Here is a 17,584-nt window from a genome sequence, read left to right as displayed (position 1 = left end):
TTCACAATAAGTGGTCGTTTTTTAAGCTTTTGATTGCGATCCTTGTATTGCTGTTTCTCCTGATTTTTCCTAAACGCGGTTCTGCACAGGGCAATCTGCATCAGCAGTCTTCGTCTTATGAATGGCCAGCCGACTCGCTGGTAAAGGCCAAGCTGGACAAATGGCAGGACCAGAAGTTTGGAATGATCATTCACTGGGGCATTTATGCGGTGCCCGGTATTATTGAATCCTGGTCGGTGTGTTCTGAAGACTGGATAGAACGTGACAGCACTAAAAGCTATGATGACTACAAGAAATGGTACTTTGGGCTGAATAAAGAATTCAATCCGGTTAAGTTTGATCCATCGATTTGGGCCAAAGCGGGCAAGGATGCGGGAATGAAGTACCTGGTCTTTACCACCAAGCATCACGACGGCTTTGCCATGTTTGATACTAAAACTTCTGATTATAGCATCGCTAAGGGACCTTTTGCCAATAATCCGAAAAAGGATGTGGCCAAATATGTCTTTGACGCTTTCAGGAAGGAGGGCTTCATGATTGGTGCTTATTTTTCTAAACCGGACTGGCACTCCGAATATTACTGGTGGCCCAAATATGCGACGGCAGACAGGAACAACAATTATGACCTGCGCAAACATTCCTGGAGATGGAATAAGTTCAAAGACTATACTTATAAGCAGCTCAGCGAGCTGATGCACAATTATGGGAGTATGGATATTCTTTGGCTTGACGGTGGCTGGGTAAGGCCATTGGAAACTGTTAATGATGAGGTACGCGCCTGGGGTGCTGCCATCCCGGCCTGGAGCCAGGATATTGACATGCCCAAAATTGTGGGTATGGCCCGAAAAGCGCAGCCCGGCCTCCTGGTAGTAGACAGAACAGTGCACGGGCCATACGAAAACTACCAGACGCCTGAGCAAAAGATCCCGGAAGGACAGCTGGATCATCCCTGGGAAAGCTGTATCACATTGGGCGGGGCCTGGGGCTTTGGCAATAATGAACGCTATAAACCGGCGGGACAGGTGATCCATAGCCTGATTGAAATTGTAGCAAAGGGAGGAAGTTTACTGCTGGGCGTAGGGCCAAAGGCTGACGGGACGATTCCTGCTGAAGCGATCGGCCGGCTTGAAGAGATTGGAAAATGGCTTAATGCTAACGGCAAAGCGATCTACAACACGCGGATCACGAAGGATTATCATGATGGCGATACCTGGTTTACGCAGTCAAAGGATGGCAAAACAAAATATGCTTTGACTTGCCTGAAGGCGGAGCAGCCAATGCCGGAATACATCAGCTGGAAAGGCAATGTTCCGGTGAAGGGCTCAAAGGTCATTTTCCTTCAAAATCAGCAGCAGCTGAAATGGGATATGGTTGATGGTGAGGTCAGGATTTTGATGCCGGGAGATCTTGCTAAGGATTTGCCTGCGCTGGCTTTTGCGTTTCGGACAGAATAGTTCTTACGGATAGCTGAAAAACTAAGCCGAGGTGATGTTTGAAAATGCCTATTAATGGGTATTGTTTTAACCAAATACTTTAATCATCTTAGCATAGGGTATAGGGCCCCTCTTATCCTCTTATAATACATACGCTCGATGACTAAATTGATATTCTTGGTTTTTACGGTATTTGTTGTTTTTACTTTCAAATCCGATGCACAGCAGCCATACAGAATGGGTATGAACTTTGACAACGAGTCTTATCGTGTTGTTAAAAAGAAGGCCAAACTTACGCGCAGTCTGGAGTCGTTGCCGGAGTCAGCCTCAATAAAACAATTTTCTCCAATCCCGGGCAATCAGGGGATGTACAGTACTTGTACCGCATGGGCATCGGCCTATTGCGGAAGAACAATAGTAGACGCGGTAAAAAATAACTGGCTGGATAAAACATACATCACCGAACACGCCTATTCGCCGGCCTTTTTATTTCGCTTATTGAGCCCTGATGACCAGTCGTGCAAGTCCGGTTCTTATATATCAATGGCTTTCAGTGTAATGAAGACTAAAGGTCTCATTCCTTTTAGTGCGCTTTCTGCTTCCTGCATTCCCTCTGTTTCAAATGTTCAGCTTGCCAGCGCCCAGACTGGTAGAATAAAGGATTTTATGCGCCTCTTTGATCTTAATGCAACCCGGGATATAAAGGTGCAGTCTGTGAAGAAATCTATTTCCGAGCAAAAGCCGGTTGTATTCGGGATGATATGTCCGCCGTCATTTTTCAACGCAAAAGGGGTCTGGGCTCCTGTTGAGGAAGCTGATCCAAAAGTCGGCGGGCATGCAATGTGTGTGGTTGGGTATGATGATAATAAAGAAGGCGGTGCTTTTGAAATCCAAAATAGCTGGGGCACCAAATGGGGGAATGAGGGATATATATGGATAAAGTATGCTGACTTTGCAGGGTTCACTGCCTATGCGTACGAATTTATTGACCTTCCTGAGGCTAAACCAGAAGTAGCTGATCTCTCGGGAAATATCAGACTGGTTCTTGCAGACAATAACGAAATGCCTGTAAGCCTGTTCACCTCTACACGTGGTTTAAAGGTAGTACCGGCAAAAAAAACTGCTGAGCCGCTGTCTGTATATCAAACTGCATCAAATTACAGCTCGGGAACCAGGTTTCGCATTTACATTTCCAATAATGAGCCAGCTTATGTGTATGCGATCAGCACTGATTTAAGCAATGAGGTGACGAAAATATTTCCATATGAAGATGGGATCAGTGCTGCTTTAACTGATAAACGCAATGACATCGCCATTCCGGATGAAGACCATTTTATCGAATTTGACGATAAGCCGGGGAAAGATTTCCTGTGTGTACTTTACAGCAGGGACGAACTCAATATCAATGAACTGGTCACAAAAATTAGCAGTCAGCAGGGAAGCTTCAGCGAACGGATCTTCAAAGTATTGGGAGAAAAAATGGTTGCTCCGGAAAACACCCGGTTTTCTAAAGACAAAATTGCATTTGAAGGATTTAGCAAAGGGAAAAGTATAGTGTCGATGATGGTGGAAATGGACCATAAATAGAAAATATATAATGAAAAAGATTACGGCTATTATTGTGATGCTCATCTTTTCAGGATTTGCATCCAATGGACAGGGGGGACTTGATCTTTTTGAAAAGATGTCCAAGATCATGAATGCAGGCCAAGCTGGTCAGGCGGAACCTAAGGAATATACGGAAGCCAAAGCACTGGCGGAGCGTGCTGCGCAGGAATTAAACGCGGGTAACATCAAGTTAGCAGATTCTCTCATCAATAAATCTATTGCAGTCTATCCTACGCTTGCTATTTTTGAATACGCAAAGACACTGGGCAAGCTTTCGGATGTCGTTGGTGCCAACCTCATAGCAGATAAGGCGATTGACAAAATTAAATCGACGGGGGGTAATGTTTTTGTTGTTTATGCGACGCCTTTTGGTGCCTTGATCAATAATGAACTGGTCAATGAAAGGGCTTTATTCATCTTTTTGATGGAGACCTATAAGCTGAACAATACGCTCGGGGAAAAAGCCAGGATTGTGAAAAGCATGGAGGCAATGACCAGCATGAATCTAAAGCCTTATCCGGGGAAAGGAATTGATCAGGATCTGGAAAGCCAGAAATATTTCCGTGAGACCGTCGCTACCCTTAAAGGGGATTATGCTAAGGCGATAAGCATGATTAAAGAGAAACCCACTTATAAGCTATACACCAAACCTCAGAAAAACTACGAGTTGATTCGGGTTTACGAATATGCGGAAGACTATGCAAATGTCATCGAAATGGCAAAGGACAATAGCAACAGGTATCTCAAAACGGAGGGATTGTTCAGGGGTTACACGCTGATGGGAGATCATGCACGGGCTATGGAGGAGTTTGAAAAAATGCTCCCAATGGACAAGGAAAGTAATGATACCCATTATTACCTGGCTCTTGTCGCACTTGCGAAGAAAGATTATGCTACGGCTGTTCAGCATATTGATAAATCTTTCCAGCTGCGCAGTGCAGCCAGTGAGCAGGGGAGGATTGTGATTGATAAGTGGCGGCTTTACAAGGCGTATGCAGATGCTTACGTCGGGCTGAAAGCATTTGAAAAAGCAAAGGACTATTATAACATGGCGTTACTTTCTGATCCGGATTATAAACCGGCGATAACTGGACTGGCAAATCTGGGTGTACAGTATCAGAAAGAGATCAATGAAGATAAAAGCCCTCCTCTGATCGCCATTACAGAACCCTCGCCAAACCGCGGGTTGAAGATAACGGCGAAGGGAGAGAACGTAATGGTAAAAGGGTTGGCAACCGATCCGTCGGGGATCAAAGAGGTCCTGGTTAATGGGGTGAAAATATATGCTCAGTTATCGGGCGCTTTTTGGGGAGATGTGCCTATGGTGAACGGGGTGAATAAGATCGTGGTCACAGCCATCGACATGGCAGGCAATAAAGCAGAGCAAACATTTGAAATTGAGAAACAGGCAGCTTCTGTTGTAGTAGCTGAAAACATAGTCTCCGTGGTAGAGAAGGAAGGCAAGAACTACTGTCTGCTGATTGCTGCACAAAATTATGTTGATGGGGCCATCCCCTCTCTTGCTAATCCGATTGCAGATGCAGTAAAATTGAAACTGATACTGAAAAATAATTATGGCTATGAAGAAAGTAATATCTCCTCTTTGTTCAATCCCTCAAACAATGACATCAAGCGTAAATTGCTTGAACTAAGCAGCGCCGTTCAGCCTGAAGATAATCTGGTGATATTTTATGCCGGCCATGGCATCTGGGTGGAAAAAGAAAAGAAAGGATATTGGCTGATGACGGATGCCCTGTATAAGGATGTCAATACCTGGCTGCCCAATAAAGATGTACTGGATCTAATTGCAAAGCTGCCTTCACGTCATACTTTGCTGATCACTGATGCGTGTTTTTCCGGTTCGGTGTTCAAAACAAGGGGTTTGGGGGATAAGGCGCCTGCGGCTATCAAAGAATTGGACAATAAGATCACCAGGGTAGCTATTACTTCCGGCAATGATACGGAGGTGCCTGATGAGAGCGTCTTTATGAAGCACCTGGTGAAAGCTTTGAGCGAGAATAAGGAGCAATATCTGACCGCACAAAAAATGTTCATCACACAGATTCTGGAGGCCGTGATGACAGAGTCCAAAACCGAACCCAGATATGGAACACTTGAACTGGCCGGACATGTTGGAGGAGATTATATATTTACTAAGAAGTAACCTGATGAAATTAAAACTACTAACGATATTACTTTTAACCTTTTGCAGTGGCAATTTATTAGCTCAATTTGGATATTACACTAAAGAAGGAAAAGCATTAAATGCTAAAATCGATCATTTAAGAAAGGAAGGAAAAACGCTGGAAGCGGAGAAATTGTTATTTGAAAGTAATGAAAAGTTTCCTAATGAAAAATTGGACTGGATTGCAAATGAGAAGTTAAATACTGGTGACATTAAAGGGGCAAACAAATGCTGGGATGCCCTGATTGCGAGTGCTGAAAGAGAATGGTCAACTACTAAAGACAAGGAAGTGAAGGCTACTCTGGAAATTTTCCTGGACCAGCCTTTTTATAATCATCAGGCTGTGGGTAACCTTACGATCGGCGACCCGGCTGTAGGAATACGAGCGGCCATAGGACACTTACGGTTTGGAACCAGAAAATCATTTTCACATTATCAGAAAGTATCATGTAAACTTGCAATTGGAGTATGTTACCAGACAAATGACTTGGAAAGCCTGAAAACTATAAAGTCATTGAGTGAAAAAGCTGGTCATGAGCGAGGTATTTTTGAATCAAAAATTTATAGCCTGTTAATAGAGAAAAAATATGATGAAGTGATCGCATTGAATGCAGCTGGCACTAAAGGCGAAGACTACAGGCTTGCCAAAGACGTGTTAAAATCAGTGCTCCCTTTCGCCTATTATGGCAAAGGTGATACGGAAAATTTAAAGAAAAGTATTGACGGACTTGGCAAGATTACAGTTTTTGAATCACTATCCTACTACCTGGGATTACTGGCTTTAAGCCAGAAAGAATATGCCCAGGCAATTTCAATGTTTACTGAGGCGATGGAGCCAACAAAATTTTTCATATTCGGACAAAATAAAAGAACAGGGACATTTCGGTACTATACTTACCGTGCTGAAGCTTACCTGGGTTTAAAGGATTATGTAAATGCCAAAAAAGAATTTGAGGCTGCATTGGTTTATAATCCAAACTACCAGCCTGCATTAGATGGCCTTGCAAAGCTGGAAGGAAGCCATGTTGTCGCCCTTAGAGCTGACAAAACCGGACCGGAAATAAAAATATTGGAGCCTGCCAATACGCGGGGGCTGAAAATTGTAGCTGCGGGAAAAGATGTCATGATCAAAGGAATGGCTTCAGATCCGTCGGGTCTAAAATCAACTACCATTAACGGACATAGCGTATACTCGAAAGAGGCAGGTGATTTTTGGGGAACAGTAACTCTGGCCGATGGTATAAACAAGTTTGAGATCATAGCAACCGACCTGGCAGGCAATACAACAAAAGAAATCTTCGAAATAGAAAAAGCTGCCACAGCGGTTGCAGCGGTGCCTATTGCGGTAACTGAAAAAATTGGTAAAAACTATGCCGTATTTATCGCAAGTCAGAATTATGATGATTCGACGATTCCATCCCTGGAAAATCCCATTGCTGATGCGATCAAGCTGAAACTCATCCTTAAGAACAGTTATAACTTTGCAGATGATAACATCTATAGCCTGTTCAATCCACAGCGCGACGATTTTAAAAAGAAGTTCCTGGAATTGAAGGAAGCGCTGCAGCCCGAAGACAACCTGGTGATCTTTTATGCTGGTCACGGGATTTGGGTGGACAAGGAGAAAAAGGGCTACTGGCTGCTTACCGATGCGCAACGCAACGATGTGAATACCTGGCTGCCAAACAAACAGGTATTGGATATGATTGCAGAATTGCCTTCGAGACATACCCTGCTCATTACGGATGCTTGTTTTTCAGGGTCAGTTTTTAAATCCAGAAGCATTGGAACTGATGCCCCTGCAGCAGTGAAAGAAATGGACAACAAAATAACCCGCGTTGCCATCACTTCGGGCAATGATACCGAAGTGCCTGATGTGAGTATTTTCATGAAGCATCTGGTGAAGGCACTTAGCGAAAACAAGGATAAATATCTGTCTGCACAGAAAATGTTCATCACCCGGATTATCGAAGCGGTAATGACGGAATCAAAAACAGAGCCAAGGTATGGAACACTTGAACTGGCGGGGCATGTGGGCGGTGATTTTATATTTAGCAAGAAATAATTTATTATGCGCTTATATCAATTAGTTTTCATTTTGCTTTTGATCTGGCTTCAGAGTGGAAACCTGGAAGCTCAAGCTCAAATTGCTGGAAAAACAGAGAAGGATGCCAATGCGCTTATAAAGCAGTCTGAAAAATTAAGGAGGGAAGAAAAAGAACTCCAGGCAGATAAACTATTGCTGGAAGCCAATGAGATCTATCCGGTTGCTGCTCATCTAAATGAAGTTGCATTAAATAAAGCTAAAACAGGTGATATCAATGGTGCTAACAAGATCTGGAGCGCATTGTTCAGTAGCTTAAAGGAATATGCCGTAGACCATAAATCCTACAATCGACTGGATATAAAGAGCAACTTTGCCATTTATTATGGGGCTCAAATCACTAACAATGCCACTTATGGCAGCCCTAAGGTGGTAGTTCAGGTATCAAAAGATTATTTAGAACAGATTGACGGCAGATCTACCGCATATATTGATGGGATTATTTATTCAGCCGCAGAATATGCTTTTTTAATGGGTGATTTTGAAAGTGTACGTTACTTTAATGACGCTGCAAAACGGCTGAATTCTAAATTGGGACTTTTTATTACAAATGTGTACATATTGCTGGCTGATCAGAAGTATGATGAGGCACTTGCAATACTAAAGGATGCAGCCGCCAATGGGGCAAACTTTAACTCTTCTAAGCACTTTGCTGCAATGACCATGATCACCGTGTATGAACTGAAGAAAGATTACGGAAATATGGAAACTTTCCTTCAGCAGAACCCTTCCGTAGACAAGAATATTCTAAGTTATTATAATGGCTTGGTCGCGCTCCATAAAAGGGATTACGATACCGCGCTAAGATTGTTTAATGAGGGATTGAAGCCTTTTCGTGTGGGGTGGACTACAGTGGAGCAGACCAACAAGTATAAATACTTTACCAACAGGGCAAAGGCTTATGCTGGATTAAAGGATTATATAAATGCCAGAAAAGATTATGAGGCGGCACTTACGTTTAGCCCGGATTACAAACCGGCAATTGAAGGACTGGGCAAACTTGAATCCACGGTGATCACAGAGATGCGTACAGACAAAACCCCTCCGGTGATCCTAATTACAGAGCCTTCAAATACAAGGGGCTTGAAAATCACCAGAACGGGAGATGACATCATGATCAAGGGAAGGGCAACAGATGCGTCCGGAATCAAGATGGTCAGGTTTAACGATACTCTGGTATATGCGAAAGAAAACGGAGAGTTCTGGGGTGCAGTGAGGTTAAAGACGGGGCTCAATAAGATCAGGATACAAGCTGCGGATATGTCCGGAAACCAGGCAGAAGAGGTGATAGAGATTGACAGGTCTGTGAGTCAGGCGGTACCGCTGCCGATCGCTGCAGTAACAGAAAAACAGGGGAAGAATTATGCACTTCTTATTGCAAGCCAGAATTATGATGATGAACAAATACCTTCTTTGGAAAATCCCATAGCTGATGCCATCAAGCTCAAGCTGATTCTGAAAAGCAGTTACAATTTTACAGATGAGAATGTTTTTCAGCTTTTCAACCCGAAACGTGAAGACTTCAAAAAGAAATTTCTGGAATTGAAAGAGGTGATCCAACCAGAAGACAACCTGGTGATCTTTTATGCTGGTCATGGTATTTGGGTGGAAAAAGAAAAGAAAGGCTACTGGCTCCTTACAGACGCGCAACGAAATGATGTGAATACCTGGCTGCCTAATAAAGAAATGTTGAATCTGATAACCGAGATTACTGCAAGACATACCCTGCTGATTACGGATGCCTGTTTTTCCGGATCTGTATTCAAAACCCGCGGACTGAAAGACGCACCTCCGGTAATCAGGGAAATGGACAATAAGATCAGCCGGGTAGCCATCACTTCAGGCAATGATACTGAAGTTCCAGACGAAAGCGTATTTATGAAATACCTGGTCAAAGCCTTGAGCCAGAATAAGGAGCAATACCTGACCGCACAAAAGATGTTCATTACACAAATTCTGGAAGCGGTGATGGCTGAGTCTAAAACAGAGCCTAGGTACGGAACGCTGGAACTGGCCGGGCATATTGGGGGTGATTTTATATTTACTAAGAAATAAAGGCTACATAATGAAAATACTGATCCATCAATACGCTGCAATAATGTAGGTGATGAAAGCGGTCCTGGTTACAAAGAAATAATATTAGTTATGAAAATTTTCAAGGTTGCTTTTGTTGTATGGATATCATTTAATGCAATAAGTACTAGTGCCCAAAAGGTGTCTGATACACACTTGAGCAGTGAAATGGGAAATTTTTATGGCAAGGCAGTGATCCCGCCTGGAAAATATAAAGAAGCTGAAGCCTTAGTTCAACGCGCAATTGAGATGCTGAATATCGGGGAGGTTAACAAAGCTGATTCTTTAATTGATAGTTCTATTAAAATGTACCCTACACGGACTGTATTTAACTATGTAAGGGAAGTATTCAAGATGCCTGATCTAAATAAGGCTTTAGCAATAATGGAAAAGCTATATGAAGCTGTTAAGTTATTACCTGAAGCTAAAGTGGTCATGCTGGAAGCTTTTCCTTCCCAGCCTGAGAATGGGAAAATGATACAAGGGATAAAAGAATATGAGAAGGAAAGGGCACTTTTCCAGTTTGGAAGCGAGGCATTTTTCCTTAACAAAGGGTATGGAGGGGTTAAAGGATCTAAAAGCATACTGCAAAAATTGATGGGAGTTAATATCAAGAACACTGGATCAGAAACTAAGTATGATTATGAATATACTTTGCAGAGAGGCTTCGAGGTCATGCTGGCAGCAATGATGAAAGAATATGATAAAGCAATTATGCTGGTTGAGCAAATGCCGATAAATAAATTTTCTCCTCAGTACGCAAAATATGGTTACCTGGTAAGTGTTTATCTTGAGAAGGGAGAATATCAAAAGGCTCTTGAAATAGGTGAGAAACATGGAGGGGCAGCACTACTGTTTTCTATAAATGCTTTACTAGGTAATAATGAAGAAGCATTAGCTAACTATAAAATTCTTAAAGATAAAAAACCTTTCACCCCTTTAAACGGATTTTTTCATTCCCTCGCGATAATAGACATCAATAAAGGAGATTTTAACAATGCTCTCCTAAATCTGGACAGTGCGCTAAATTATAGACTGCCCAGCTCCATGTCATATTTGGCTGAAATGGCCCTGGCAGATAGAACAGGTGTTTATAAATCGATAGGAGATGCCTATGCTGGCTTGCAGCAATTTGATAAAGCGAGTGATAATTATACCATTTCTCTTTTGTCTAATCCCGAATACCAGCCTGCAATAGACGGACTTGCCAAATTGAAGGTGAGATATATTTCAGTGGTCTCTGAAGATAAAATTCCGCCAGTTATTTCTTTACTTGAACCGAGCCCAAAACGAGGCTTAAAAATAACCTCCGCAAGTGCGAATGTGATGGTAAAAGGCATAGCGAATGATCCTTCCGGGATTAAAGAAGTGCTCATAAATGGAAAGAAAATATACTCACAAACTGGCGGCGATTTCTGGTCTGATGTGGCATTGGGTAATGGCTTAAATAAGATTACTATTGCTGCTATTGATATGGCAGACAACAAGTCAGAACAGGTTTTTGAGATTGAAAAATTACAGCCTGCAGTAAACACAGTTCAATCAGAAGTAATTGCGGTTACTGAAAAAGTAGGGAGAAATTATTGTTTATTGGTCGCCGCACAGAACTATACCGACACCCAAATCCCTTCTTTAGAAAATCCTATTGGGGATGCTATAAAACTAAAATTAATACTGAAAGAAAAATACAGTTTTGAAGAGGCGCAAATTAAAACTCTATTTAATCCCTCAAGTGATGATATTAAACGGCAGTTATTAGAATTAACCAATACCATTCAACCGGAAGACAACCTGCTAATCTTTTATGCTGGTCATGGTATCTGGGTAGAAAAAGAAAAGAAAGGCTATTGGTTAATGACGGATGCTAAAATGAACGATGTGAATACCTGGCTTCCCAATAAAGATGTACTCGACTTAATTGCCAAACTCCCTTCCAGGCATACTTTATTAATCACCGATGCTTGTTTCTCCGGTTCCGTTTTTAAAACACGTGGACTTAAAGCAGGTGCACCAATCGCTTTACGGGAAATGGATGCAAAGATCAGCCGTGTTGCCATTACTTCCGGAAACGATACCGAAGTGCCGGATGTGAGCGTGTTCATGAAACATCTGGTAAAAGCACTTTCTGAAAATAAGGAAGAATACCTGACTGCCCAGAAAATGTTCATTACCCAGATTATTGAAGCGGTAATGACCGAGACCAAAACAGAACCAAGGTATGGAACACTGGAATTAGCAGGCCATGTTGGGGGTGATTTTATATTTACTAAAAAGTAACAGATGAAAAAAATAGCGTACATTTTAATGGTGTTGCTTTTAAAAATTAGTACGGCGCAAGCCCAGGAACAGCAGGAACAAAAATTCCTAAACCTTGCAGGTGAACACCTTTCAAAGGGAGAATTTGATCTGGCGATAGGATATTGTTCCAAGGCTATTGCGATTAATCCAAAAAACTTTCAGGCATGGGATTTTCTTGGGAATGCGTACATTGGAAAAGAAGATATAAAACGGGCCCTTCAAAATTATAATGATTTTATTCTCTTAGCGCCAAATCATGCAGATGCATACACAAAGAGAGCCTACGTTCACTTAATTAATGGAAATAGTGATTTAGCTATAGCTGATTTAACTCAGGCTATCCGAATTAATCCTAAAGCCGAGTATTACCATACAAGAGGGAGCTATTACAGAAATATTGGCGAATATAAATTGGCTGTTCCAGATTTAAGTGAAGCAATTCGCCTTGAACCTCAAAATGATAATTTCTATTTTTCAAGAGCGCTTTCTTACCTGGAAACCAATGAACATAGTTTAGCCATAAAAGATATGTCTGAAGCGATTCGCTTAAAATCGAATGTAGGTTATTATTATACTATACTTGGGCGGGTTTATAACAATAAAGGTGAGTATGAGTTGGCTATTTATAATTTCACACAGGCACTAAGGCTTACCTCTCCTGTTTTTATGGGTGATTTTTATATAGACATGATCTCTCCTCTTGTCCGTACCAGACAGTTCGTAAAAGCAAAAGAGTTTTATAAAGAGTTTTTATCATCTGATGTCTTTGCTAAAGAAAATGAAAGAGAGTACAAAACCTACTTTCTACGCGATTATTATAAATTTTACATAGCAGCTGTTGGCGATGATCTTCCAAAAAATCTGTATGAACAAGGCTTGACTAATATAAATTTTGCCATTGACAAGTTTGATATCGGGGAAAGTAATAATAGTGAATCCAGAATGCAATATGCAGACATACTCGCATTAAAAGGATATGCGTTAGATAAATTAAACCGCTTTGATGAAGCTGAGGGAGTATTTACACAAGCTCTGGTAATTAATCCAAATCAACCTGATATTCTGGAAGCTTTGGCTGATATTAAAAAAAGATCAGGCATTGTAGCCAAAACTGATAAGACTCCGCCAGCTATTGAACTGATCAGTCCGCAAACAGCAAGAGGGCTAAACATCGTTTCGATCAATGAAATTACTCAAATTATTGGTCGGGCAAAAGATGCTTCAGGCATAGCACAAGTCACTATTAATGGTAAAATTATAAAGGCTGAGGAAGATGGTCTCTTTGTTTCATCACTCCCTTTAAAAGCAGGAATTAATGCAATTCTAGTTTCAGCAACGGATAAACAGGGGAATAAAACTTCAAAAACATTTAGTATAACAGGGAATGTGGTAGCCAGACAGAATAATACGCCTGTAGAAATTGTAATGCCAGTATCAGAAATTAAACCACAATATCATGCCATCCTCATTGCTTCACAAGATTATACAGATGCTTCCATTCCTGATTTGGAAAATCCTGTGAGGGATGCCCAGGATCTAAAAAATATTCTGGAAAGTAAGTATACTTTTAATAGAGATAATATTGATACCCTTTTTAATCGAAGCCGCGAAGATATCTTACAGTCAATTGTACAGAAATGCAATGTTCTGACACAAAATGATAACCTTATCATTTTTTATGCCGGCCACGGCATCGCTGAAAAAGACAAATTTGGTGATATTGATGGCTACTGGATACCTTCTTCTGCGAGAAAGGGAATAAATGCAAGCTATATTTCCCAGGATGATATCAATAAGGCACTAAAACGCAGCAACTCCAAGCATATTCTGGTAATTGCTGATGCCTGTTTTAGCGGAAGCTTCACCCGTTCCCTTGCGGATGCCAGCCTAGGTGTTCAGAAACAGTATGATGTTCCCAGCAGGAAGATCATGGCAAGCGGCAATCTGGAGCCGGTACCTGATAACAGCAAATTTCTGTTTTACCTTAAAAAGAATTTGAACGAGAATAAGGAGAAATACCTAACCGCTAAAAAGCTTTTTGACAGTTTTTACGAAGCAATATTGAATAACTCTGACACTTCCCCTCAGTTTGCAGCCATACGGGATGTGGGAGATGAAGGCGGGCAATTTGTTTTTATAAAGAAGTAATTAATCATAAGATGATAAAATCAGGTATCTCACTCTTATTCTTCATGCTCGTTTCATCAGGCATGCTGCTAGCGCAATCCAAAGTAAACGAGGAATTGATTTTCCATACCGACTTTACCGCACCGGATGGATGGGACAAACAGCCCACTGATAATTTTACTGTCCGGACAGAGAGTGGCTTCCTGTTGCTGAACGAGGAAAATGTAAACAAATTTTTTGAGAAGGTGATTGACTATCAGATAGATGTGACCCGAAATTTTAGCATTGAAGCTTCGGTAGCGCGTATAAAAGGTGGAGATGAAGGATCTACGTTCGGAATTATCTTTGGGGGATTCCCGGCCAAGCCTTCGGTAAACAACAGCCTTACCATCTCTTCCAGTGGCGTGATCAATTTTGCTTCTTACGACAGAAGCGACACATATACCCGGGATGAGGATACGACGGCTGCCAAAAGTATCAAACCGGAGCCGGGCCAATACAATAAAATAAAGATTGTGCGTATCGGTGCATCACTGATCTGTTATATCAATGATGTGTTAGTTTATAAAAAGAATGGTATTGGAATATATGGCGGAAATATAGGCTTCGACATTGGCGAAGGAGTGACCATGGGTGTTGATTATTTAACCATAAATTATTTGCTTTCTGTCCCATCTTCTCTCAATGCTGCGTTGGCAGATGCTGATAAAGATCCTCCTGTTATAAACATTACAAATCCGGTCGTCACCAGGGGTTTAAAAGTTGTACAGAGTGGTAGTAAAATTACGGTTTCGGGTACGGCTGCCGACGATAGCGGGATCAAAGCCATACAGGTGAATGGTGTCAGTGCAACTGTAGATGCTTCGGGAAACTTTTCTGCAAGTATTCCATTGGCGATTGGCGACAATAAGCTTAGGGTGAAGGCTACTGATGTTAAAATGAACACTGCTGAGTTTGATTTTGTGATCAACAGGAACCCGGCCGCCAACAACAATCCACAGCCCGTACCTATTGTGCCGGTAAATGCTGGAAGCATGAGCTCGGGAGGAAAATATTATGCCTTAATTATTGGTATCCAGGAATATAATGACGAAAGCATTGCTGATCTTGATCAGCCTGTAGCAGATGCGAAGTCTTTGCGGGACATATTGGTTAACAATTATACATTTGAACGGGAAGACGTCTCCTTGCTCGCAAATCCAACACGTTCCCAGATATTCAGTGCACTGGAGACTCTGTCCCAAAAGATAAAGCCGGAGGACAACGTGCTTATTTTTTATGCAGGACATGGTTTATGGGACCCGGTTCGGAAACAAGGTTATTGGTTTCCTTCTGATGCCGGCAGACGGGATCGCTCTTCATGGGTCACCAATGCAGATCTGAAAGAATACATTACAGCAATTCCGTCTAAACATACGCTTCTGATAACAGATGCCTGTTTTGCAGGAAGCATCTTTAAAAGCCGCGCAATATTAACGGGTGCACCCCGGGCAATAAAGGAACTATATGAGATGCAAAGCCGTAAGGCCATGACCAGCGGAACGTTAAAAGAAGTTCCTGATAAGAGTGTATTTATTGAGTATTTAGTGAAACGCCTGACACAAAATGCGGCAAAATACCTTTCAGCCGAGCGGTTGTATTCCAGTTTCCGGGATGCAGTAATTAATAACAGTGCCAATGGACAGGTACCACAATACGGGGAAATTAAAGAAGCAGGTGATGAGGGTGGCGATTTTATTTTTATTAAAAAATAAAGGATAAATAACCGGTGAAGACTTCGATCAAATGGCTCATTAGTTTTGCCCATGCATTTCTTTTGCTTGGCTTTACAGCCTGGTGGATGAATACCGGTTTCACTTATGGAGATGAGCAGTTACTGATCAAGTGGTCATCTATTCTAAAGCGCGTCGTGTTTCAGATTGATAAGGACCCGCCAAAAAAAGATTTCATTTTTATAAATCTCGCCTATGAGAAGGCCCTGATACCAAGGGAAGACGGATTGGGTAATGAGGTAATTACTGACCGGGAAAAGCTGGGCCGTTTTTTTCAGATTGTTAAAAAAAACCAGCAGCAGATTAAGTTTACTTTTTGTGATGTATTCCTGCAGGGAAGATCTGAGAACGACAGCCTTTTACAGTCCGCTGTTAGCGGTATTCACAACATTGTATTTCCAACTCATTTTGACAGCAAGGATCATATTGAAAAATTAGACATTAATGTGCCCAGGGCAATAGCCGATTATCGCATGGCAAGCAGTGGTTTCATGAAATTTAAATTGTTTCAAAGCGATACTTTGCCTACCGTTCCGGTATTGCTTTATGAGAAGCTCAACAAAAAAGAGTTTGTTCATCGCAAGGGGTTTTACCTGGACCACAACAAACCGGTACTAAATTCAATGATCATTGACTACCAGATCCGTGCCCATGAGTTATTTGAACAAGGTGAATACCCTGTGGTCACCTTGTCGGAATTGCTTTTATTGCCGGAGGAAGTTGTAGTGAACGAGTTTTTAAGAGGACGCTTTGTCATTCTCGGCGACTTCAATACGGATGTTCATGAAACTGTATTCGGATCGACACCAGGGACACTCATTTTGATCAATGTTTATCTGAGCCTGACGGCGGGGCAGCACCTGATCAGCATTTGGTGGCTGTTGTTTTTATTGACCGGCTACCTGATTTTCTCCAGGATTATGCTCTTTCCGCCTCCTGAAGATGATGAAGATCATCCTCCTTCCTGGTTTGGTCCATTGTTGGGAAGCGCAACTTTTCTTGCCGTGTTTTCAATAGTGTCCTATTTGCTCTTTAATCAGCACCTGCAGGTCCTAATAATTACCTTATATATAAATTTACTCCGTTTCATTATCCAGCAGCGCAACGCGAAATGGAGTAAAGATGACTTTAAAAAATGGCTGCTGGAACTAAGAGAAACTTATTTTAATTTCAAATGATATGTTCAAAAAATTACCATTCGCCGCATTAATCATGATCAGTCTGGCTTTTGTTCAGACCGAACGCTATTACGTAACTTTTATTAAAGGCACGGTGCTTCTTAAAAAAACCGGTAAGCCAGTTAAGATCGGTGATGCATTACTTCCTACGGATGCCCTTGTGTTTAAAGAAAACTCCGGCAAGGTGTCCTGTATCAGTCCTGGTAAAGGCCGGTTTGACATTAGTGCGGCGAAGCTTAGCGGAGGGAACAAAAATGAACTTCTCGCGGTGCTCAAGAGCAATCTGGTGCCTTCTACAAGCACCTACAGACTGAGCACCCGATCACTTATGTTTGAGGGATATGACCCTAAATCATATTTTGTATCTTCTGAGACCCATGATCGTATTTTGCTGCTTAGAGATGAGGTGCTGCCAATTGCTCCTTCCTATAAAATGGACAATGTCAATTTTTTCTTTATACAATATGTTTCCGACAGTAAAACGGTAACGAAGAAACTGGCGCATACGGATAAAGGTGTTATTTTTAGCGATGCGGATTTTTCGGGTATCTCTTCCAGTATAAAGTTTTGCTACCAGGAACAGACTACATCGGGACCAAGATCTGCTATGCTTGCGGAATTTGTCCCTGTTTTGGCAGGTAAAGAAGAACTCCGGCAGGAGGCAAAGCTGATTGCAGCCCACTCGGGTATTGCTGATAAGAAGAAACTTAAAGAATATATTACCGGCCATGTATTTGACAACTACGGAAAAATAGGCACCCAGGAAATAGATAAACTAATGCAGTAACATTTGTATGGCCCTCATG

10 protein-coding genes are annotated in these 17,584 nt (G+C 41.8%); all 10 read left to right on the top strand.

Features of this window, described 5'->3' with window-relative positions; all coding sequences use genetic code 11:
- A partial coding sequence (locus tag VK541_RS02020) for an alpha-L-fucosidase (protein WP_324366417.1) occupies positions 1 to 1,454 on the top strand: 1,454 nt, incomplete at its 5' end.
- Positions 1,455 to 1,592: 138 nt separating this feature from the next.
- The gene (locus VK541_RS02015; RefSeq protein WP_324366415.1) at positions 1,593 to 3,020 is read left to right on the top strand and encodes a C1 family peptidase; all 1,428 of its coding nucleotides are present in this window, start codon (positions 1,593 to 1,595) and stop codon (positions 3,018 to 3,020) included.
- Positions 3,021 to 3,030: 10 nt separating this feature from the next.
- The gene (locus VK541_RS02010; RefSeq protein WP_324366413.1) at positions 3,031 to 5,205 is read left to right on the top strand and encodes a caspase family protein; all 2,175 of its coding nucleotides are present in this window, start codon (positions 3,031 to 3,033) and stop codon (positions 5,203 to 5,205) included.
- Positions 5,206 to 5,209: 4 nt separating this feature from the next.
- The gene (locus VK541_RS02005) at positions 5,210 to 7,291 is read left to right on the top strand and encodes a caspase family protein (protein ID WP_324366411.1); all 2,082 of its coding nucleotides are present in this window, start codon (positions 5,210 to 5,212) and stop codon (positions 7,289 to 7,291) included.
- A 6-nt stretch (positions 7,292 to 7,297) separates the two neighbouring features.
- Complete coding sequence (locus VK541_RS02000; protein WP_324366409.1) at positions 7,298 to 9,385, top strand: caspase family protein; 2,088 nt, start codon at positions 7,298 to 7,300, stop codon at positions 9,383 to 9,385.
- Positions 9,386 to 9,475: 90 nt separating this feature from the next.
- Positions 9,476 to 11,680, top strand: a complete 2,205-nt coding sequence (locus VK541_RS01995; RefSeq protein WP_324366407.1) for a caspase family protein — start codon at positions 9,476 to 9,478, stop codon at positions 11,678 to 11,680.
- Positions 11,681 to 11,683: 3 nt separating this feature from the next.
- Positions 11,684 to 13,849 carry a tetratricopeptide repeat protein gene (locus VK541_RS01990; RefSeq protein WP_324366405.1) on the top strand — a complete coding sequence of 722 codons (2,166 nt, stop codon included), beginning with the start codon at positions 11,684 to 11,686 and terminating at the stop codon, positions 13,847 to 13,849.
- 11 nt (positions 13,850 to 13,860) lie between these two features.
- A complete protein-coding gene (locus VK541_RS01985; protein ID WP_324366403.1) occupies positions 13,861 to 15,582 on the top strand; it encodes a caspase family protein in 1,722 nt (573 codons plus the stop codon).
- A gap of 14 nt (positions 15,583 to 15,596) precedes the next feature.
- Positions 15,597 to 16,778: a hypothetical protein gene (locus VK541_RS01980; protein ID WP_324366401.1), complete on the top strand. Its 1,182-nt coding sequence runs from the start codon at positions 15,597 to 15,599 to the stop codon at positions 16,776 to 16,778.
- A 1-nt stretch (position 16,779) separates the two neighbouring features.
- Entirely contained in the window at positions 16,780 to 17,565 is a 786-nt protein-coding gene (locus VK541_RS01975) for a hypothetical protein (protein WP_324366399.1), read from the top strand.
- Positions 17,566 to 17,584 lie beyond the last annotated feature (19 nt).

The organism is Pedobacter sp. (genome assembly GCF_035317785.1).
Classification (GTDB): Bacteria; Bacteroidota; Bacteroidia; order Sphingobacteriales; family Sphingobacteriaceae; genus Pedobacter.
This window is presented reverse-complemented; position numbering and strand designations above follow the sequence as displayed.